The sequence below is a fragment of the Streptococcus sp. 2018110 genome, from assembly GCF_019754115.1.
Classification (GTDB): Bacteria; Bacillota; Bacilli; order Lactobacillales; family Streptococcaceae; genus Streptococcus; species Streptococcus hashimotonensis.
Genome location: NZ_JAIJZO010000005.1, coordinates 46,500 through 67,747, shown reverse-complemented (window position 1 = coordinate 67,747; position 21,248 = coordinate 46,500). Strand labels below are relative to the sequence as shown.

The 21,248-nt window shown below is 39.7% G+C and carries 14 protein-coding genes; 12 read left to right on the top strand and 2 right to left on the bottom strand.

The features are described 5' to 3' along the window. Window positions 1-55: 55 nt before the first annotated feature. The 7 genes from K5Q34_RS04975 to K5Q34_RS04945 all read left to right on the top strand — a co-directional run bounded on the left by K5Q34_RS04975 (window position 56) and on the right by K5Q34_RS04945 (window position 10,579). Window positions 56-286: a DUF1797 family protein gene (locus K5Q34_RS04975; RefSeq protein WP_002938704.1), complete on the top strand. Its 231-nt coding sequence runs from the start codon at window positions 56-58 to the stop codon at window positions 284-286. 125 nt (window positions 287-411) lie between these two features. Then, window positions 412-1,101, top strand: coding sequence for an amino acid ABC transporter permease (locus K5Q34_RS04970; RefSeq protein WP_002938702.1), 690 nt, complete (start codon window positions 412-414; stop codon window positions 1,099-1,101). Continuing rightward, window positions 1,094-1,828: an amino acid ABC transporter ATP-binding protein gene (locus tag K5Q34_RS04965; RefSeq protein ID WP_002943067.1), complete on the top strand. Its 735-nt coding sequence runs from the start codon at window positions 1,094-1,096 to the stop codon at window positions 1,826-1,828. Before K5Q34_RS04970 ends, K5Q34_RS04965 begins: the two co-directional genes overlap by 8 nt. Window positions 1,829-2,061: 233 nt before the next feature. After that, complete coding sequence (locus K5Q34_RS04960) at window positions 2,062-2,910, top strand: bifunctional methylenetetrahydrofolate dehydrogenase/methenyltetrahydrofolate cyclohydrolase (protein ID WP_024385039.1); 849 nt, start codon at window positions 2,062-2,064, stop codon at window positions 2,908-2,910. Between the two features lie 242 nt (window positions 2,911-3,152). Continuing rightward, a complete protein-coding gene (locus tag K5Q34_RS04955) occupies window positions 3,153-5,348 on the top strand; it encodes a YSIRK-type signal peptide-containing protein (RefSeq protein WP_172115789.1) in 2,196 nt (731 codons plus the stop codon). 161 nt (window positions 5,349-5,509) lie between these two features. Beyond that, entirely contained in the window at window positions 5,510-6,055 is a 546-nt protein-coding gene (locus K5Q34_RS04950) for a hypothetical protein (RefSeq protein ID WP_044667957.1), read from the top strand. Between the two features lie 294 nt (window positions 6,056-6,349). Continuing rightward, window positions 6,350-10,579: a KxYKxGKxW signal peptide domain-containing protein gene (locus K5Q34_RS04945; RefSeq protein ID WP_221864607.1), complete on the top strand. Its 4,230-nt coding sequence runs from the start codon at window positions 6,350-6,352 to the stop codon at window positions 10,577-10,579. A gap of 262 nt (window positions 10,580-10,841) precedes the next feature. On the opposite strand, the gene K5Q34_RS04940 is transcribed toward K5Q34_RS04945, so the two are convergent. Then, entirely contained in the window at window positions 10,842-11,549 is a 708-nt protein-coding gene (locus K5Q34_RS04940; protein WP_172115791.1) for a hypothetical protein, read from the bottom strand. Window positions 11,550-13,182: 1,633 nt separating this feature from the next. Between K5Q34_RS04940 and K5Q34_RS04935 the strand changes: the two genes are divergently transcribed. Both K5Q34_RS04935 and K5Q34_RS04930 read left to right on the top strand, forming a co-directional pair. Then, the gene (locus K5Q34_RS04935; RefSeq protein ID WP_105116446.1) at window positions 13,183-15,162 is read left to right on the top strand and encodes a M13 family metallopeptidase; all 1,980 of its coding nucleotides are present in this window, start codon (window positions 13,183-13,185) and stop codon (window positions 15,160-15,162) included. A gap of 134 nt (window positions 15,163-15,296) precedes the next feature. Then, complete coding sequence (locus K5Q34_RS04930; RefSeq protein WP_221864606.1) at window positions 15,297-16,706, top strand: collagen binding domain-containing protein; 1,410 nt, start codon at window positions 15,297-15,299, stop codon at window positions 16,704-16,706. Between the two features lie 781 nt (window positions 16,707-17,487). Here the strand turns inward: K5Q34_RS04930 and K5Q34_RS04925 are convergent. Further along, window positions 17,488-18,195, bottom strand: coding sequence for a CPBP family intramembrane glutamic endopeptidase (locus K5Q34_RS04925; RefSeq protein WP_221864605.1), 708 nt, complete (start codon window positions 18,193-18,195; stop codon window positions 17,488-17,490). A gap of 163 nt (window positions 18,196-18,358) precedes the next feature. Between K5Q34_RS04925 and K5Q34_RS04920 the strand changes: the two genes are divergently transcribed. The 3 genes from K5Q34_RS04920 to K5Q34_RS04910 all read left to right on the top strand — a co-directional run bounded on the left by K5Q34_RS04920 (window position 18,359) and on the right by K5Q34_RS04910 (window position 21,203). Further along, on the top strand, window positions 18,359-19,003 hold the full coding sequence (locus K5Q34_RS04920) for a response regulator transcription factor (protein WP_024385031.1): 645 nt from the start codon (window positions 18,359-18,361) through the stop codon (window positions 19,001-19,003). 2 nt (window positions 19,004-19,005) lie between these two features. Beyond that, window positions 19,006-20,364, top strand: coding sequence for a HAMP domain-containing sensor histidine kinase (locus tag K5Q34_RS04915; protein ID WP_105135790.1), 1,359 nt, complete (start codon window positions 19,006-19,008; stop codon window positions 20,362-20,364). 293 nt (window positions 20,365-20,657) lie between these two features. Then, complete coding sequence (locus K5Q34_RS04910; RefSeq protein ID WP_024385029.1) at window positions 20,658-21,203, top strand: isoprenylcysteine carboxyl methyltransferase family protein; 546 nt, start codon at window positions 20,658-20,660, stop codon at window positions 21,201-21,203. The last annotated feature ends 45 nt before the right edge of the window (window positions 21,204-21,248 follow it).

Below are 21,248 nucleotides of genomic sequence, written 5' to 3'. Positions count from 1 at the left end.
CTTTTTTGGCAATATGTGGTAAAATATTCCTATAAAAAGGATTAGGAGAACGAATATGGAATCACATTTGGTGAGAATTATCAATCGTCTGGAAGCTATGGCTAATGACGGCGGTACGTTGAAACGTAATTTCGAACGTGATGGTATTGTTGTTGCAGAAGTGGCTTATAGCTATGACGAGGAAAATGGTTCAGTATTTACCTTGCGTGATGTTGCTGCTCGTGAAACGTACGCGTTTGATAGCATCGACTTGATTGCAATGGAAATCTATGAGCTATTGTACTAAGAAGAAGTGAGAGGCACCTAAGGGTGCTTTTTTCTTGTGTAAAATGAATATTATAAACAAAAGTATTGCATAAATATTCAAAAATGGTATAATAGACTCTAAATGACAGAATTGGAGTAGGATGAATGAATTTTTCTTTTTTGCCTGAGTATTGGGCTTATTTTAATTATGGGGCAATTGTTACCCTCATTATTGCATTTTTCTCAGTATTTTTTGGTAGTATTTTAGGTGTGTTGCTTGCTTTTGCTCAGCGTAGTAAGTATAAAGTGTTAGCTTGGACTGCCAATATCTATGTCTGGATTTTCCGTGGGACACCGATGATTGTCCAGATTATGATTGCTTTTGCGATGACACATTTTGTAGCACCAACTTTTCAGCTAGGAATTTTGACGGTAGATTTGACACGCTTGATTCCAGGTATCATTGTTATTTCGATGAACTCGGGTGCCTATGTATCTGAAACTGTTCGTGCAGGTATTAATGCTGTACCAAAAGGACAGCTGGAAGCTGCTTATTCGCTTGGTATTAGACCAAAGCAGGCCATGCGTTACGTTATTATGCCACAGGCTATCAAGAATATCCTTCCAGCCTTGGGAAATGAATTTGTGACTATTGTTAAGGATAGTTCACTTTTATCAACCATCGGTGTGATGGAATTATGGAATGGTGCTCAGACAGTTCAATCCACTTCTTATATTCCTTTAACACCACTTGTATTTGCAGCGAGCTATTATCTAATTATGACAACGGTGCTAACAGTGATTATTCAGTCGTTTGAGAAAAAGTTGAACAAGGGAGGGCAGTTCCATGTCTAATGCGATTATTTCTATCAAGGATTTACATAAGTACTTCGGAAAGAATGAGGTTCTAAAAGGAATTGATTTAGATATTCAACAAGGTCAGGTAGTCGTTATTATCGGTCCATCAGGGTCAGGGAAATCGACTTTCTTACGTACAATGAACCTCTTAGAAGTACCGACCAAGGGAACTGTTACATTTGAAGGTGTTGATATTACTGACAAGTCAAATGATATTTTCAAGATGCGTGAAAAGATGGGAATGGTTTTTCAACAGTTCAATCTTTTTCCGAATATGACGGTATTAGATAATATTACTTTATCACCTATTAAGACAAAGGGAATTGCAAAGGATGAGGCTGAGAAGAAGGCTAAGGAATTACTTGAAAAGGTAGGATTGCCAGATAAGGCGAATGCCTATCCACAAAGCCTTTCAGGTGGTCAGCAACAGCGGATCGCTATTGCACGTGGTCTGGCCATGGACCCAGATGTCCTACTTTTTGATGAACCGACCTCTGCACTAGACCCTGAAATGGTTGGTGAAGTTCTTGCTGTTATGCAGGATTTGGCTAAGTCAGGGATGACCATGGTTATCGTGACTCATGAGATGGGATTTGCGCGTGAGGTAGCTGACAGGGTTATCTTTATGGATGGTGGTGTCATCGTGGAGGATGGAACGCCTGAAGAAGTCTTTGAACATACCAAGGAAGAACGGACTAAGGATTTCTTGTCTAAGGTCTTGTAATATAGTCATTTAGTTTTTCTTTTATTACTTCGTTAACTCGCTTTGCCGTACTCCAGTACTGTCTGCAGCTCGTTGCCTAGTACTAAAAGTAAACTAAAAGACTATAAATGAACAAATAAGTACGACTCCGATATTGTTCGGAGTTTTTTGCTACATGCTATATTCTACTTTGTACAAGTATAGTCAGTCGGAGAATTTTAGGGTATAATAGAAAAAACAAAAGGAGTGTAGGTATGACAGTCATTGATGGGAAAGCACTAGGTGTAAAAATGCAGGCTGCCTTGGCGGAGAAAACTGCTCGATTAAAAGAAGAAAAGGGTTTGGTACCAGGTCTTGTAGTTATTTTAGTTGGCGAAAATCCTGCTAGTCAGGTTTATGTACGGAATAAGGAGCGGTCAGCTCTAGCTGCTGGATTCAAGAGTGAGGTTGTTCGCGTTCCAGATACGATTTCTGAGTCAGACTTGTTGGATTTGATTGAGCGCTATAATCAGGATGATGAGTGGCATGGTATTTTGGTGCAATTGCCCTTACCAGCCCACATCAGCGAGGAAAAGGTCTTGTTGGCTATTGACCCAGATAAGGATGTGGATGGTTTTCATCCGACTAACATGGGGAAATTCTGGTCAGGTCATCCTGTCATGATTCCATCTACTCCAGCAGGAATTATGGAAATGTTCAAGGAATATCAGATTGAGCTGGAAGGGAAGTCTGCTTTAGTTATTGGTCGTTCTAATATTGTTGGTAAACCGATGGCACAGCTGCTATTGGATGCTAATGCTACTGTAACGATTGCACATTCTCGTACCAAAAACTTGCCAGATCTTGCTCGTCAGGCCGATATTCTTGTGGTTGCCATTGGTCGTGGTCATTTTGTGACCAAGGAATTTGTTAAGCCAGGTGCCGTAGTAATTGATGTTGGTATGAATCGTGATGAAAATGGCAAGCTAATCGGTGATGTCAAATACGATGAAGTATCAGAAGTAGCAAGTTATATTACCCCAGTTCCAGGTGGTGTTGGTCCGATGACTATTACCATGTTGATGGAACAGACCTATGAAGCTTGTGTCAGAAGTGCAAAATAATTATCTGAAATATCAGCTATGTGGTGTAGCTGGTATTTTTTATTTTGGGAGTGGGAAGACGAAATCAGAGAAGTGGTACTGGTCTTGAGCCAAGCTTCGTTTTGGGGTTTATTCTTAGGAATGAGCATGGGCAGATTAGATAAAAAACAAACGAAACATAATACTATGTGAGATTGGTTTTCTATAATTAGAGTAGGCACTGTGTGTGTTGAGTATTAAATGATAGAAAACAAGGAGAAAAAATGAATAGACAGACTGAAATTTTTTCGTTGAGAAAGAGTAAGGTTGGATTAGCTTCTGTTATGATTGCGCTTATGTGGTTTGGAACAGGTGTGGGAGCAGTTGCAAAAGCTGATGAAACAACTATTATGAGTACAGAAATCGAAGCCAAGGTAACGGAGACGCCACTTGCTATTGAGGAAGAGCTGGTAGAAGATTCGGATAGAAAAACAGAAAAGGAAGAAGCTACTGAGGTAGAAGTGAAACCGACGGATGCTAGTCTTCCTGACAGCGAGAAAAAGGCTAAAGAAAGCATCTTGAAAATCGATCCTGTTCATGCTGGTGACAAGCAAATTTCAGGTCAGACTATTCCTGGAGGATATGTATTTATTTCTGTGGATGGTGAAGCGATTACTTCCATTGATAATAGTCTAGAAGCGGATGAAGAAGGTAAGTTTAAACATTCTTTAGAGAAGCCATTGGGCTATAACCAAGTGGTTGAGATTAGTTCATTTCCGAAAGAATCTGAAGAAGAGTCTGAGGGCGAAGGTGAAGGTGAAGAACTGATTGAGACTGTCAAAACAGAGCGTCATCCAGATGCCTATAAAATTCCGACTGAACGACTAGAGAAGACAGAAGATGGGCAACACCAAGTTCTGGTGGAACCAATTTTGGAACATGCCAATAAGGTCATTGGGCATACCTCTGTTAAGGGATTTGTTTATCTGTCTATAAATGGAAGTTTTGTATCGGATAAGACGCCAATCAATGAAGATGGGCGATTTGAGGTGACTTTTTCTGACAGTTTAGCAGGCTCGAAATTTAAGGCGAATGACAAACTGGTTTTATCATTTATTTCTGAGGATAATCGTCCAGTTATTACAAATCATATCGTTATTCCGTGGGAAAAAACAGATAGCCCTTCACAGATAATGGTGAAGCCACTTTCAAGTGATAATTCCATTTTGGAGGGACAGACGGTTCCATTTGGTCAAGTACAATTATATAATGTTGCTACTTTTGAATTTTTGGAAGAAGCAATTGCTGATAAGACAGGGAACTTTAAGGTTACCTTACCGAAATTGCAACCAGGAGAGCAATATTACCGCTTGGTGTACAATCAGCAAGGAGAAGTTGAATCAATTTATATTGACACGGTAGATGGTCCAAGCAAACAATTAGATAAAGCTGTTATTGCCCCCTTGGTGACTTATTTACAAGAGGTAGATATGGATGAGGCAACCTTTGAAAATCCGATTGTTGTCCCTACTTTGCACAATAAGAAAGACTATATCGTTGGTAGAACCCTGTTTCCACATGCCTATGTTCGGATGGTTTCATCAATTGAAGGTAAGGTATACCCGCCTGTCCAAGTTGATGAATTAGGTTTTTTCGGTTTTCAAATTCAAGATTTACAACTCCCCTTTGAAAAAGGAGAGAAAATTCGTTTTGAGATTTTAGATCCAAAGACAAATATTTTGTTGGCCTCAAAAGAGGTAGTTGTTGGTCAATATTTAGAAGATGAGGATGAGAGTGACTTGCCATTCCAAGTGGACGAAGTGACAACTGATTACGGCTATATTAGTGGAAAAATTGCCCCAGGAGTGACAGTAGAACTGGTATCGACACATAAGGCTGAAGAAATGCTTGCTCGGACAACCGCTGATGCTACAGGTCAGTTTGTATTTGATTTAGGAAATCGAGTATTAAAAGAGGGAGAAAATCTGTCATTCAGGGCTTTTGACCAAGATGGGAGTCAGATGGCTTGGGAGGTTGTGACAGTACAAAAAGGAAAAGGGAAGCGGATTAGTAAACCAGCACCCCTTATCAGAAAAAATGATGCCATCACAGATGAAGTCAAGACAAATGATATGAAGAAACCAAATTCTTCTCAGTCCCCATCAATGAGTTTGTCACGAGAGAATCAGCAGATGGGACAGCAAATGGATGTTGTTCAGGAGAAGGTGAGCTTGGAGTCAAAGGGGCATCAAGAAAAAATGGGGACCAAGGAAGAGAAGGTGGCTCCATCAAAAAAATCTGAAGCCATGGAAGAAGACAAGCAAAGAAAAGAGGATTTCCATGCTGTTGTTAAGCAAAGCCAGAGCGTTTCCCTCCCAAAAACAGGTGAGAAAAACGGGATGCTTTTAGCTATTCTGGGAGCGGTCAGCTTATTCTTTACAGTTTTGATTATGAGCATCTTAAAGAAGCGTAATGATTAAATTCGATTATCGAATAGGTATTAAAATCAATTTCGTCTTATTGGTATTTTTAGGCTATTTTTTATCTATTTTTTGAAAAAAACGTCTTTTTATAAATTGTATTTTTGTTATAATAAAACCGTACATTGGTACGTAAAAGAAAAATTTAAAGGAGTATTTTTATGTCAACATTAAAATTAGGTGCAGTAACCTTGTTAGCAGGACTTGCATTATTTGGAGGAGCTACTGCTCAAGCAGAAACATTTACAGCTGTATCATCTGAAGCAACTGGATTTAAAACATCAGATCCATGTTTGTTTGATGGGGAGGCAGTAGAAACCAAAAATAGCTGGGGTAATTATACGTTTATTAACCACTATAGACCAGGTGGACGTGGCTCAGAAGGCGAAGTGAACAATGAGCTCGCAAAACAGATTGAAAACGGAGATTTTACATTGCAACACTCTCCAGCAACTGGCTTTAAAACATCAGATCCATATCGATTTGAAGGTGAGGAAGTAGAAACAAAAAATAGTTGGGGCAATTATACATTTATCAACCACTATAGACCAGGTGGACGTGGCTCAGAAGGTGAAGTGAATAATGAGCTTGCAAAACAGATTGAAAATGGAGATTTTACATTGCAACACTCTCCAGCAGGTGGATTTAAGACGTCAGATCCATGCTTAGTAGATGAGTACGGATTCGGACAAATTAAGATTCTGTAAAATTTTAGTATTTACAAATAAGATACGAGGCTGTTCTTCTATTTTATTTGTATGGTTTATAATAATTTAAGTCAGATCAATTAAGAGAAAAGTCATCAAAAATGATGGCTTTTTTTTATTGTGCAAAGTTTGAGGGCGCAAGGTAAAACGTTCGTATTTTTTGAATATTTTTTATCTATTTTTTGCTGTAAGAGGCTTTTTACGGGATATTTTTTTGATAAAATTATCCAGTACAAATGAATGACGTACGTTTTTTAAGAATGTGAAAAAATAAGTAGAGAGGTATATTCACAGATGTCAAATAATTTTTTCAAATTTCAAGGCCGTTTTAGGATGTGGAAATCAGGGAAACGATGGCTATATGCAGGTGCCATTGTCACGGTAGCTTCGGTTGGTCTAGTCGTAGGCGGAAATAAAATTCTAAGACCGGGTGGAAATGCAAATGAGCAACGATTGTCTATTGTTGATAATAGCAGGATTGAGCAGCAAACCGAGGGAGAAAATTCAGCATTAAGTGGTCGGAATACTAGGACATTACCGGGTTCAGAAGGAGGAAATCGAAGCCCTCAAAATTCAGAATCGAGCGTTTATCATCAAGAAAGTGAAAATAGAAATTCTCAATTAGCGGGTGAAGGGGGAACTAGTCAGCAATTAGGACAGAATGGCAATGCTGGAATGCATCGCTTATTAGGTAGTAGTGGCGATAATAGTGGTCCACTTTCCAGCGATTCTGGCTTAGGGGGTCGTACAGCTAAGCCGCTTCCAGGTGCTAGTGGTGAAAGTCAAGTGCCGAATTTAAGTGGTAATAATGGTGACCATCAACTTCCAGGTGCCAGTGGTGAAAGCCACGTGCCGAATTTAAGTGGTAATAATGATGGTCATCAACTTCCAGGTGCTAGTGGCGAAAGGCACATGCCAAATTTAAGCGGTAATGATGACGGCTATCAACTTCCAGGTGCTAGTGGTGAAACCCACTTGCCAAATTTAAGTGGTAATAATGGTCATCGTCCCCTTCCCGGCGAAAGTGGTGAAAGCCACGTGCCGAATTTAAGCGGTAATAATGGCGGACATCCACTTCCAGGCGAAAGTGGTGAAAGCCAGCTTCCAGATTTAAGCGGTAATAATGGTGGCCATCAACTTCCAGGTGAAAGTGGCGAAAGTCAAGTGCCTAACTTAAGCGGCAATAATGGCGATCGTCCCCTTCCAGGTGAAAGTGGTGAAAACCAAGTGCCAAATTTAAGCGGTAATAATGGCGGTCATCAACTTCCAAGTGAAAGTGGTGAAAGTCAAGTGCCTAACTTAAGCGGTAATAATGGCGGTCATCAACTTCCAGGTGAAAGTGGTGAAAGCCACGTGCCGAATTTAAGTGGTAATAATGGCGGTCTTCAACTTCCCGGCGAAAGCGGTGAAAGTCACTTGCCGAATTTAAGTGGTAACAATGGTCATCGTCCTCTTCCCGGCGAAAGTGGTGAAAGCCAGCTCCCAGACTTAAGCGGTAATCATGGTCATCGTCCTCTTCCCGGCGAAAGTGGTGAAAGCCACTTGCCAAATTTAAGTGGCAATAATGGTCAACGTCCTCTTCCCGGCGAAAGCGGTGAAAGTCACTTACCTAACTTAAGTGGTGATAATGGTGACCGTCCTCTTCCAGGTGAAAGTGGCGAAAGTCAAGTGCCTAACTTAAGCGGCAATAATGGCGATTGTCCTCTTCCCGGCGAAAGTGGTGAAACCCACTTGCCAAATTTAAGTGGCAATAATGGTTATCGTCCTCTTCCCGGTGCTAGTGGTGAAAGTCAAGTGCCTAACTTAAGCGGTGATAATGGTGACCGTCACCTTCCAGGTGCTAGTGGTGAAAGTCAAGTGCCGAATTTAAGCGGTAATCATGGTCATCGTCCTCTTCCAGGTGCTAGTGGCGAATCCCAGCTCCCAGACTTAAGTGGTAATAATGGTGGTATTCAACTTCCCGGTGCTAGTGGCGAAAGTCAAGTGCCTAACTTAAGTGGTAATAATGGAGGCCGTCAACTTCCAGGTAAAAGTGGTGAAAGCCAAGTACCTAACTTAAGTGGAGATAATGGCAATCGTCCTCTTCCAGGTGAAAGTGGCGAAAGTCAAGTGCCTAACTTAAGTGGTAATAATGGAGGCAATCAACTTCCCGGCGAAAGTGGTGAAAGCCAGCTCCCAGACTTAAGTGGCAATAATTGGGACCGTCACCTTCCAGGTGAAAGTGGCGAAAGTCAAGTGCCTAACTTAAGTGGTGATAATGGTGACCGTCCTCTTCCAGGTGAAAGTGGCGAAAGTCAAGTGCCTAACTTAAGCGGCAATAATGGCGAACGTCCTCTTCCCGGTGAAAGTGGTGAAACCCACTTGCCAAATTTAAGTGGTAATAATGGTGACCATCAACTTCCCGGTGAAAGTGGTGAAAGCCAGCTCCCAGACTTAAGAGGTGATAATGGTGACCGTCCACTTCCAGGTGAAAGTGGTGAAAGCCAGCTCCCAGGCTTAGGTGGTAATAATGGTGACCGTCAACTTCCAGGTAAAAGTGGTGAAAGTCAAGTGCCGAATTTAAGTGGTAATAATGGTGACCGTCAACTTCCCGGCGAAAGTGGTGAAAGTCAAGTGCCTAACTTAAGTGGTAACAATGGTCATCGTCCTCTTCCCGGCGAAAGTGGTGAAAGTCACTTGCCAAATTTAAGCGGTAATAATGGTAGCCATCAACTTCCAGGTGCTAGCGGCGAAAGCCAAGTGCCTAACTTAAGCGGTAATAATGGTGACCGTCCTCTTCCCGGCGAAAGTGGCGAAAGCCAAGTACCAAATCTAAGTGGTAATAATGGTGGCCATCAACTTCCCGGCGAAAGTGGTGAAAGTCACTTGCCAAATTTAAGTGGTAATAATGGTGACCGTCAACTTCCAGGTGCTAGTGGCGAAAGCCAAGTACCTAACTTAAGCGGCAATAATGGCGCTCGTCCTCTCCCAGGTTCGGAGGGAGACAATCGTGGGCCAAAATTAAGTGATTCTAGTTCAGAAGAGGGATGGAAAACAGGCTATGAAATAGGTTATTTAGATGGTTATAGAGGGTTTGGAAAAGCTCCTCTTCCAGATCCGGACTATGAGAGAGGTTACTTTGATGGGCAACTTGCACGAAAACAGTCTAATCTGGAAGGTCGCAATCATAGTCAACTTCCAGGTGCTAGTGGCGAAAGTCAAGAGCCTAACTTAAGCGGCAATAATGGCGATCGTCCTCTTCCAGGTGCTAGTGGTGAAACCCACTTGCCAAATTTAAGTGGTAATAATGGTGACCGTCCACTTCCAGGTGCTAGTGGCGAAAGCCAAGTGCCTAACTTAAGTGGTAACAATGGTCATCGTCAACTTCCCGGCGAAAGTGGTGAAAGTCAAGTGCCGAATTTAAGTGGTAATAATGGTGACCGTCCACTTCCAGGTGCTAGTGGTGAAAGCCACTTGCCAAATTTAAGTGGCAATAATGGCGGTCTTCAACTTCCCGGCGAAAGTGGTGAAAGTCAAGTGCCTAACTTAAGTGGTAACAATGGTCATCGTCCTCTTCCCGGCGAAAGTGGTGAAAGCCACGTGCCGAACTTAAGCGGTAATAATGGTCATCGTCCACTTCCAGGCGAAAGTGGTGAAAGCCAGCTCCCAGGCTTAAGCGGTGATAATGGTGACCGTCCACTTCCCGGTGAAAGTGGTGAAAGCCACGTGCCGAACTTAAGCGGTAACAATGGTCATCGTCCACTTCCCGGCGAAAGTGGTGAAAGTCACTTGCCGAACTTAAGCGGTAACAATGGTCATCGTCCACTTCCCGGCGAAAGTGGTGAAAACCAAGTGCCAAATTTAAGTGGCAATAATGGCGGTCTTCAACTTCCCGGCGAAAGCGGTGAAAGTCACTTGCCGAATTTAAGTGGTAATAATGGTGGCCATCAACTTCCCGGCGAAAGTGGTGAAAGTCATGTGCCGAATTTAAGTGGTAATAATGGCGATCGTCCTCTTCCCGGCGAAAGTGGTGAAAACCACTTGCCGAATTTAAGTGGTAACAATGGTCATCGTCAACTTCCAGGTGCTAGTGGCGAAAGCCAGCTCCCAAATTTAAGTGGTAATAATGGTCGTCGTCCTCTTCCCGGCGAAAGTGGTGAAAGCCACGTGCCGAATTTAAGTGGTAATAATGGTGGCCATCAACTTCCCGGTGCTAGTGGCGAAAGCCACGTGCCTAACTTAAGCGGCAATAATGGCGACCGTCCACTTCCCGGCGAAAGTGGTGAAAGTCAAGTGCCTAACTTAAGTGGTAACAATGGTCATCGTCCTCTTCCCGGCGAAAGTGGTGAAAGCCACGTGCCGAACTTAAGCGGTAATAATGGCGGTCATCAACTTCCCGGCGAAAGTGGTGAAACCCAGCTCCCAGACGAAAGTAGTAATGATGATTGGCCATCATTTGTTGAACTTGGATATGAGCACGGACGCGTAGATTATAACAACGGTAGTTTTATCGAGTGGGAAATCGGTTGGAGGATTGAACTGTAATCTACATCCGAAATCTCATCTTGGTTTGAATACTTCCTAAAATGAAATATAGAAAAACACTCCTGTTGAATTCTAGTATAAAACTAGACACAGGAGTGTTTTATTGCGTGGAGTATGAAATGATTGGCGTTACTGTAGACTGGTCTCAAATAAAGAAATAAAGAGAGAGCAGTCGCTCTCTCTAGTTTATACATTGTTTGATGATAAAAGGAATTTATACGTAATTTTATAAACTATGAAAAGTGAAATGGTAGTAAAAGGATTAGGATTCGTTCACCTGTGTTCGCCAGGTTGCAAGATTGCGAAGGATTCTCTCGTATTCGCGAATCAATGGTTTCTCAATATGGTGATATTCAAGTTTCATAACTTGGTTGCGGAAATTATTAGCTTTTGGAGTCCAATAGCCTTTTCTTGATTCCAAGTTTTCGATTTCAGTGATACGGCTTTCCAAGTCTGCTTTTAATTCGTCTCGTAATTCATAAAACTCAGGAGTGCGACGAAGAGGAATGATGTCATCGTCTAGATATGGATAGTCATCAATAGGATTTAAGCCGTGGTCCTCTACTTGTGTCTTCCAAATCGCAATATCTTGAAGAATCATTTCGTATATCTGAATCAAATCATCTTTGGAACCCCAAACAAAGTCAAGCTGCTGGACTTTTACGCGTAATTCATCAGCTTGGCTTGTGATTTCGGGAGAGTAAGAAGCTCGTTTTTCCACCTCGCTAATACGGTCTTCTAAATCGGCACGTAATTCCTGAGCCAATGTTAGAGTCTCTGTTGTTTGTGGAAAGAGAAAATCGTAATATCCATTAAATTGAGCCGATTCAACAGGCATATTAGCTGCCTGGGTGTCGGCGTGGATAGTGGCAGTTGTCCCAGCCATTCCAATCATTGTGATTAGTGCTAGGGCAGGAATTGCTTGTGCATGTAAAATAGCTACTGCTTTACTTTTAAGTTGATTCTTCATAAAGCACCTCTTTCTAAAAAAATATATAAAAGAATGGCCATTCCTCTACACACTCATCTTATCATAAACGAGAAATTCGTAGGTGGGGACAGACTATTATTTGTATACACTTTATCTGTAAGATGATTTATTCGAAAAATTCAATCGTTGTACGATGTAGTTGGAGAATGAAGCTCTACAAAGTTTAACGTTAATGGCTGTTATTAGAGTAGCCACATAATCATGCAAAAAAGCTGGATAGAATGATAAGTGTAGGCTAGTATATTGTAAAAATGTCAAGCTGATTTGGATGGGAAGAAAAGTTTGAGAAATGACTTTACCATAAATAGTAAACTCAGCGAAGTTCATATTATTTCTTCCGAATAGCCAAAGGTGTTTGTGTAAGAGATGACACATATTCGTTTTTTAGGTTATATAACCCTGCCCTAGTTTTTATGTAATATTTGTATATGTTTTGTTTTTTTTGACATTTTTTTATGCTATACTAACTTCACGGTATCGATTAAGATAGCGAATGATGAAATTGAAAAGGAGTTATGATGGAATAAGTCATAGCAAAGCGAAATGTAATCTGAAGTGATATTGCATATACGTCATAGTTATTCCAATAATTGTCGGAACTAATTTAATATTTCTTGCTTACCTTTGGTTAAATTAGCGCCCATGACAATGGAAAGGTACTATGTATCAGGTAGATCGTAGTACCGAAAAGAAGTTTTAGAGATAGTCTCAAATGGAATCATCCGTACAAATCCAGTCTCGTTCTGACGAGGCATACAAGAAAAAGTACATTGACTAGGACTCTTAATGAATCTGACATTGGTTGAAAGAAATGTTGAAATAACTTTCTCATAGCTTAGAGAGTAATTCTTATCAATCTTATAATTTTTGTCCTTCATAATTTAATAAAACTTTCTTATACACTGAAATTTCATAATCAAACAAAACTTTCACAAACTTTTTTAATTCATTAAAATATCGTAGTCCAGTAAATGATTCGCATAAACTCTAAAAACTTCTTTATTTACTATTGCCTTCTAAAATCTTTTTCAATTCATAATATAAAAACCTGTCTCTTCCTTCCTAGAGGCAGGTTTTTATATGGCTGTATTTCTGTTGTATGAGAAAGGGAAGGAGAGTCAGTAAGGATGAATCCATCTCTTTTTTAGGCAATATAAGATTTGTATAAGCTTTTTGTATTTCTTTTGAGTTTTCCCGTTTTGAAGGGGTTTGGTGTGATATACTGAGGCTGATTCTAAGGGAAATTGAGACTCATTAGATGGTTTAGTCAGGCGCTGAAATCTATGCTGAAGTGACTGCTGACATCAGGCTGAGGAGAATTTTTGTGCAACAAGCACATGATTCGATTGAGACCTCCTATCGGCAGTTGCTAAGATGACATGGACAAACGGCTATTGGTCTCTTTTGGAAAATGCGCGAGACTTATCTTGTGTCTTACAGGATGGGGACTGCTCAGCTAAATCTAGAGATGAGGCGAAATGGACGAATAGGGATAGTCTGACTTATTTGTGCATTTATTGATAAGGAGGAGATAAGTAGACAGTATTTATTTTAAAGAAATAGTAAATTATTGACTTCATTTCAAATTTAACGAAAGGTATGTGTAATCAAGATGAATAAGACGCTTAAGTTAACTGCAGTTTCCATGTTTTCTGTGGTATTTCTAGTAGCCTGTGGAGTGGGAAAATCGACTCCGCAAGCAACACCGCAAACCGATTTTCATTCCTATATCAATGCTGAATGGTTGAAGGAAACAAAACTGGGAGAAGGTCAGGCTCAAATCGATAACTTTGCTCAAATGACAGACAGAACCCAAGAAAAAATCCGAGAAATGATTGACCAGTTGGATGAAAATTATCAGCAGTTGAAAATCGGAAGTGAGGAGAGAAAGCTGATTGACTTTTATCGTTTAGCGGCTGATTTTGAGACGCGAAATAAACTAGGAATTGAACCGCTCAAACCGTTTCTAGACGAGATACAGAAAGCCTCTACAATGGATGAAGTGAGCAAGATTTTTGTTTCTATGTATGGTAAAAATATCCGAACACTCATCAATTTGAGTGTTACCCAGGATATAAAGGATAGTAATAAAAATTCTCTCTATATTGACCCTCATAAATTAAGTTTTGCGAAAGAGAACTATGAAGGGACTGATGATTTTTCACAGAAAAGTCAGAAAGCCTTTAAAGAGTATTTACAAAAAATCTTTCATTTAATAGGGGATGATTCCAAGGAAGCCGCTGCAAAGGCAGAGCTTGTATTTAACTTGGAAAAAGAGATGGCTATAGTGCAGCGTCCAAAGAAAGAGGCAGATAATTTTGATGCGATGTATAATCAAAAGACCTGGGATGAGGTAAAAGCATTAGCACCGAATCTACCAATTTCAGCACTTGCTTCGGAACTGGAGCTTGAGCATGCTGCAACAATGGTGGTATCAGAACCAGATGCTCTTAAGAAATTAAATGAATTGTATCAAGAAAAGAACCTTGCAGCTCTTAAAGCTCTGCTCCAATATCGTTTGATTGCCCACTACAGCAATTATTTATCAGAAGATGTTATTGAAGCTAAGGCAACTTATGAGGGGGCAATGGAAGGGACTGTAAATATTCCAAGTCATGATGAAGTTGTCGAATCTGCTGTTGATGAAAACTTTGCGGACTTGATTGGCAAACTTTATGTGAAGAATCATTTTTCAGAAGAATCTAAAGCAGATGTTCTCAAAATGGTGGAAGAAATCAAGTCAACCTATCGCGAACGTATCCAAGCAGTACAGTGGATGTCTGAGGAGACAAAAGCGCATGCCCTTAAGAAAATAGACAGTATGGGCGTTAAAATTGGTTACCCAGATCAGTGGAAAGACTATACTAATTTTAGCATCCAAGCCAAGGAGGATGGAGGTAGTTTGCTATCCAATATTGATACGATTCGGATGAGCAAATTGAAAGAAGAGTTTGCTGAGCTTAATAAGCCTTTTGATAAGACTCACTTTGGGATGCCTGCGCACACTGTCAATGCTTTTTACAGCCCATCAAACAATGAAATTGTTTTTCCAGCAGGTATTTTACAAGCACCTTTCTATGACCCATCTGCCAGTCCAGAGGCAAATCTGGGTGGAATTGGTGCTGTCATTGGACATGAGATTTCCCATGCTTTTGATAGAGCAGGCTCACAATTTGATGAAAAAGGGAACTTAGTGAACTGGTGGCAACCAGAAGACTTGGAAAAATTCAAGGCTAAGGTTCAACAAGCAGCAGATATTTATTCAAAATTGGAAGTTGCCCCAGGATACTATGTCAACGGGGAGATTTCAACGGGAGAAATTATTGCTGATTTGGGAGGAATGACAGTTGCCATTGATATTGCTAAGAAAAAAGGCTATGATACCAAGAAAGTATTCGAAGCCTACGGAAAAGTTTGGCGTGCAGTGACAACGAAAGAATTTGCAATTGCCAATATTACTGATGAACATCCACCTGCTAAATACCGTGTGAATAATATTGTGAATCAGCTGGAACAATTCTATACAGACTTCAATGTTAAAGAGGGCGATCCTATGTATGTTAAGCCTGAGGAGCGTTTGAAGGTCTGGTAGGAGTATAAAAAATACAAAATCATTTTACACTGAAAAGATCCCTTTGATAAGGAGAGCCTTGATTTAGAACAACTAATAAAGGCTCTTTTTTGAGGGGGTATATTAAAGAGTTTATATTTTAGAAGGAGACTATTATGTTATTTTCAAAACATCACACCATTCGATTTGTATCTGTTGTAGCACTTTTAACTGCTGGACTGGGCTCAATGCCTACTATTTTAGCGGAGGAAACAGATGCAGCAACCAACAAGACTGAATTGGATTTCAGAGCAAACATAGTTGACAGCAACAATACGGCATCAGGTGAAGGAAACATGCCTGATTTAGCTAATAAGCCTGAATCGGAGACAAATGTTGCGACTAATAAGGAGGACTTGAGTGGGAAGGCGATTGAGATTACCGTTCAGGATGAAGATGCAACTCCCTTATCTTCTCAATTAGTAGAATTAAAAACCTCTTCTAATGAATCCCTTGGAAGTCGCTTATCTGATCAAAACGGAAAGGTCAGCTTTACTGACAAAATCGTTGAAGGTACTTTCTATGAATACTATGTCAATGGAGAGAAAATTGGAGAGGTATTCCCAGGACAGTCTCGTTTTGCCTATCTTTCTTCAGATAAAATTGTAAAGGAAGAGGCTTCATCTTATAGCAGTAAGAAAGAAGAAACTGAAGAAAAAGGATTTACTTTTACAGCAACCATTATCAATAAAAACGGAAAAGTATTAGCAGATAAGGAAGTCCAGATAGTGGATACCTCAACAAGAGAACACAAGGTAGTCGCTACCAATAGAACAAACGCCAAAGGACAGGCTATTTTTAATCATCTTCCCTTAAATATTAATTTGAGTGTAGTTGTAGATGGGGTTGCGCAGGGCTATACCCTCCGTGCTAATGGAAGTGAGAGTCAGTTGGGCTCTAGCTTTATTGCTGAGGGGGAGGGGACTATTGATCCAGAATTCAGCATGACACCGTTGACAGTGGTTATTCGCAATGCAGGAGCTAATCCTGTAAGCGGGCAAGAAGTGACCTTGGTGGACAAAACAGGTCGCTCAATTGGAACGCAGCGGACGAATGCAGATGGAAAGGCTATTTTTAAAGAGGGGTTGCTTGATGGTACCTTCTATACAGTACTGGTTAATGGTAAGGCGATGTCTGAAGTCATGACAGGTATGGAACGCAGTATTTACTTGTCTAACAAGGAAATTATCAAGCCATCACCTGCGGAAAAACCTCAGATAAAGACAGAGGCCCTCATCAAAGAAAAATTTCTGTCAGACAGGGAAAAAACTCAACCAAATTCTAGCAGAAAAAAGGAAAACATGCCAGAAAAAATGGATTCCAACAAAGGTAAAGAAACAAGTAGTAATAAGATGGATACGAAAAAATCTTCTGCTACTATTGAAAAAACAGAGAAGAAAGAAAATCGGGATCACAGAAAAATGCTGCCTAATACTGGGGAGAAAAATGGAATCGCGACCCTACTAGGATTTCTGCTACTTTTGGTCTTCCCATTCCTACGGAAAAAGAGTGGAAAAAATGCATAAGGTCCAGTTTGTAGCAATTTTTAGGGAAAGCTTGAACAATTCTATCGATAATAGAGTAAGCATAAACAAACAATAGATGAAACATAAATGAATTCAAGGATTCCATGATAAAATAGATTATGCAAACATATCGCCATCCATAGTATGTTTTGCACCTAAGTTGGTACATAGTAGTTGGTGTAGTCACATGATAAAGAAGATACGTGGACTACCTAACAGGAATTATGATACAATGTCTAATTTTCATCCTCATCCTTAGGAATCCAATTACTATATTTGGATAACAACCACCTCAATGCGCACGATGAGGTGGTTGTTGTTTATTTAAAGAGCATCTGTACTGCCATGCAGAATAGATACAAACGGACTGTGAAAGCTTAGAAACTGGATAAAATCATCAGCTGAATCGGGAGGATTTTAGCTCATTTAAAATAGTTCTATGTTTTGTCTAAGTATTCTGTGTTTCTTTTGAGTGACTTTTCTATATATCTTTTTATTGTGATATACTATTGTTGTTATCTACAGAGAAGGTAATGTGAAGTTGTTTTATGAGGGCAACTTTTTATAAGCTAAACATAATTGATTCAAAGAAAAGTCTGCTATAAGGACTGTGTTGAGCCACTATTTATATGCTGTTGACTGGACATGATATGCCATAGAGTTCTATCTTAGTGGTGGGAAATGGAGGGCTTCTGATTCCCCGCCTTTCAAACGAGTCTGAAAGCATAAATAAAACCCACATCACCTTTAGATGGTTATGTGAGTCATAAATGTGTACGTATTATATGTATATATGCCCCAGGACTGTTAGCCCGATAATATCTGCTATGGCATGAGCCAAGAAGAACGGAAGCATGTTTTGAGGTTTTATTTTTTGGTAGAGTAGATGGAAAATAATTCCAACGATTAAACCTAGTCCGATGCCAGCAACTAGACCCTGATAGGTATGGAAGCTACAACGGATAATCAGTGAGTAGAGAAATGCCCACTTAGCATGTTTTGGATTGCCCATCAGACAGATACCAAGGAAGAAAATCTCTTCGTAGAATCCATTCAGCAAGGCATAGAATATTAATGAATAGCTGGCTTTATGTACCAAGTGGAACATCGATGGTGTCGCAGGTGCGATAACTTGATGGGACACAAGCTGAAAAACATCCATACAGAGGGCTGCGACAATGAAGATGACGATGGTTTGTAGTGGAACCCACGGTGTAAAGAGAATTCGTTTTTTCCACTGTGAAAAGTCAAAATTACGCAGTAGTAAATAGAAGAGGGCAAGAGCTAACCATACAATTTGAATGGCCACTGCCTTGCAGTTATCAAATGCTGAAAAAGTCAGATTTTCCTGTAGGGTTCTCGTTTGATCTTGTAGTGCCAGGTATTGGAGTGTGGAGTTGAAAATTCCCTCACCAAATAAAATCAGACTCAGGATGACAATATCAAACCACTTTAGAACAGTCAGTTTTTCAGAATTCAAGTTGAACATTAGTAGTCCTTTCTTTATTAATTTAATTTAGTTTAGTCTACCAAACAATTCTATACATGTTCTCTTCGAGATGTATTTTTTATCTGTTTTTTCAAGATAGTAGATATATACAACAAGAGACACAAGAATACCAATTTATTTATATGTTTTAAAGGAGAGTATAATGGCGAAAATTATGGTTGTAGAAGATGATATTGTTATCAGTCAAGTAGTTTGTGAATTTCTAAAGGATCACGGCTACGAAGTGACCCATATTTCCGACGGAAAAATTGCACTTGAAACATTTCGAGAAGAATCATTTGATTTGATTGTATTGGACATTATGATTCCGTCCATGACAGGATTGGAAGTCCTACAGGAGATTCGTAAGACATCAAAAATTCCAATTCTTATGTTAACGGCAATGGATGACGAATACACACAATTGGTTAGCTTCAATCAACTGATTAGTGACTACGTTGTAAAACCTTTTTCGCCGATTATTCTTGTGAAACGCATTGAAAATATTTTGCGTGGTGAAGGTGATATTATAGAAGCAGCCGACATCCAAATCCATCCGTCCAGTGGAGCGGTTTATATGGCAGAAGAAGAAGTGCAATTAACGAAAAAAGAATACGAGATTTTACTGTACTTGGCAAAACGACGTGGAAAAATTGTCAATCGTGATCATCTAATGCTGGGAATTTGGGGCTATACAGAACTGGATAGCCGAGTTTTGGACAATCATATCAAGAATCTACGTAAGAAGTTACCATCTCTTCCTTTACGAACGGTAATTGGTCGAGGTTATCAGGTTGAGGAATTCTAACAATGGGAATCGCTAGAAAAAACTTCATCGTTGTTACGGTGATGATTACCTTTATTTCTTTGACCTTATTGGGACTATTATATTATGCCATGCCGATCTATTATAATCAAGTTCGGAAACAAGAACTCAAAGATGATTATATGAGAGTTGCGATGCAGCTGGACGGGAAGCCAGAAGTTGAAATTCTAGAGGAAATTGATGATTATGATCAAAAAACTCCGAATATCATCATCACTCTCTTCTCCGAGTCAAATAAAATTATTTATCCAGATCCCAATGACGAAGAGGCCAAAAAGAACGAGGAGGAGTATTTAAAGAAAGGAAATTTTGATGAGTTTGGTTCATGGTCAGTAGCCATTGAATCCGCTGAAGGGACGACCTATTATTTGCTGTTTAATTACGGTTTTCATTCTCTCTCGGATGTCAGTCAGATCCTGGTTACCTTCTATCCATTCATTCTGGTATTGATCATTTTGCTTGCAGTTTCCTCGGCCTTTGTCTACAGTCGACTGGCCACTCGTAGAATCGCAGCCATTTCTGCAACAACCCGCAAAATGCAATCTTTGGAGCCAGGGATTAATTGTTCTGTATCTGGTGTGGATGAAGTAGCAACCCTAGCACAAGATGTCAATAGTCTTTATAGTAAACTTTTGACCAGTATCAAGGAATTGAAAACGGAGAACGAGAGGACTTTAGCCCGTGAAAAGGAAAAATCTGACTTTCTCCGTATTACATCTCACGAATTAAAAACTCCGATTGCTAGTGCGCTAGGCTTGATTGAGGGGATGATTCATAATGTCGGTCCCTTTCAGGATCATGATACTTATTTGAAGAAATGTAGAGAATTGCTGAAGGAACAATCTAATTTGGTTTATTCCATTTTAGAAGCAACCAATCTCGATATGGCATTGAAAGATAGCAAGGGAAGTATCCAATTAGATGAGTTAATTAAGGATTCATTGACGAGCTATTTTAGCTTAGCGGAAGTTCGTCCCTATCAGTTTACAGTTGATTTAGCTCCAGTTATTATTGAAGGAAATTCAGTTTATCTACTGAAGGCTATAAAAAATGTTTTGGACAATGCATTTCGTTATACAAAAATTGGAGGTGCTATTCGTCTACAATTAACTGAGCATCAATTAATTATTGAAAATGAAGTCGAGGCTGTACTGGATGAGGAGGAATTGTTGCAAATCTTCAAGCCTTTCTATCGTCCAGATTTTAGTCGGCAGAGAAAAGATGGTGGAACAGGGATTGGTTTGTTCATTGTGCAACAAATTCTTGAAAAACACCAATTTGGATATACATTTTATGCTGCCGATGAAAAAACAATGCGCTTTGTTATTCAATTTGATTCCTAGTTTATCCCATGATATAAAAAAATTTTGACAGTAAGAAATAGATAGCAATTGCTTGTGACGAGATAGTAGTCATGAGCAATTTTTTTATTGGATATTGGAATATTCTATTTGAATCTTGATGAGGATGAGACGGGATGAGAAGCGGAGAGTTCGATGGATAAAGACGACATGTCAAAATATAAAAAATACAAAAAAGATAGAACGAAGGCAGGGTGAAAATAGTTGGGACTGATATAATTTTTTTGCCACAGGGTAAGGACTCTGTGAATTTGCAAAGAGAAGGGAAGGACATTATGATTGTCTTTTGGGTTATTAGTGTTTTTGTACTGAGATTGTATTTTTTGAAAATTTCGCTAAAAAATGAACAGCAGATTTTAGCAAATGGTGGTTCTGAATACGGTGTGCAAAATACAAAATTACTAACAGTCGTCCACATTGTCTTTTACTTATCATGTTTGAGTGAGGCAGTGTTAAAACAAGCTAGTTTTGACGGTTTGAGTGTACTTGGTCTAGCAGTATTATTCTTTTCGATGATGATGCTATGCTGGGTTACAAGGATTTTAGGAGATATTTGGACTGTTAAATTGATGTTGGTAAAGAACCATCGATTTATTGATCATTGGCTTTTTAGAACAGTAAAACATCCAAATTATTTCTTAAACATTATCCCCGAATTGCTAGGCTTATCTCTGTTATGCCACGCCAAGTACAGCTTTATCATCCTATTCCCAATCTATATGGTTGTACTGTACAGACGAATCCATGAAGAAAATATCTTATTGAAGGAAGTCATTATTCCTAATGGTAAGGTAGAGTCTGCTGGTGAAATGTTGGAGTGAAGTGTGCAGGGAGAGAGACAAAGATAGAACTTTACGTGAAATCAT

Bases quoted from the DNA above. Each gene is read 5' to 3' on its own strand.
- K5Q34_RS04975 (WP_002938704.1), top strand. From the start codon at position 56: ATGGAATCACATTTGGTGAGAATTATCAATCGTCTGGAAGCTATGGCT.
- K5Q34_RS04970 (WP_002938702.1), top strand. From the start codon at position 412: ATGAATTTTTCTTTTTTGCCTGAGTATTGGGCTTATTTTAATTATGGG.
- K5Q34_RS04965 (WP_002943067.1), top strand. From the start codon at position 1,094: ATGTCTAATGCGATTATTTCTATCAAGGATTTACATAAGTACTTCGGA.
- K5Q34_RS04960 (WP_024385039.1), top strand. From the start codon at position 2,062: ATGACAGTCATTGATGGGAAAGCACTAGGTGTAAAAATGCAGGCTGCC.
- K5Q34_RS04955 (WP_172115789.1), top strand. From the start codon at position 3,153: ATGAATAGACAGACTGAAATTTTTTCGTTGAGAAAGAGTAAGGTTGGA.
- K5Q34_RS04950 (WP_044667957.1), top strand. From the start codon at position 5,510: ATGTCAACATTAAAATTAGGTGCAGTAACCTTGTTAGCAGGACTTGCA.
- K5Q34_RS04945 (WP_221864607.1), top strand. From the start codon at position 6,350: ATGTCAAATAATTTTTTCAAATTTCAAGGCCGTTTTAGGATGTGGAAA.
- K5Q34_RS04940 (WP_172115791.1), bottom strand. From the start codon at position 11,549: ATGAAGAATCAACTTAAAAGTAAAGCAGTAGCTATTTTACATGCACAA.
- K5Q34_RS04935 (WP_105116446.1), top strand. From the start codon at position 13,183: ATGAATAAGACGCTTAAGTTAACTGCAGTTTCCATGTTTTCTGTGGTA.
- K5Q34_RS04930 (WP_221864606.1), top strand. From the start codon at position 15,297: ATGTTATTTTCAAAACATCACACCATTCGATTTGTATCTGTTGTAGCA.
- K5Q34_RS04925 (WP_221864605.1), bottom strand. From the start codon at position 18,195: ATGTTCAACTTGAATTCTGAAAAACTGACTGTTCTAAAGTGGTTTGAT.
- K5Q34_RS04920 (WP_024385031.1), top strand. From the start codon at position 18,359: ATGGCGAAAATTATGGTTGTAGAAGATGATATTGTTATCAGTCAAGTA.
- K5Q34_RS04915 (WP_105135790.1), top strand. From the start codon at position 19,006: ATGGGAATCGCTAGAAAAAACTTCATCGTTGTTACGGTGATGATTACC.
- K5Q34_RS04910 (WP_024385029.1), top strand. From the start codon at position 20,658: ATGATTGTCTTTTGGGTTATTAGTGTTTTTGTACTGAGATTGTATTTT.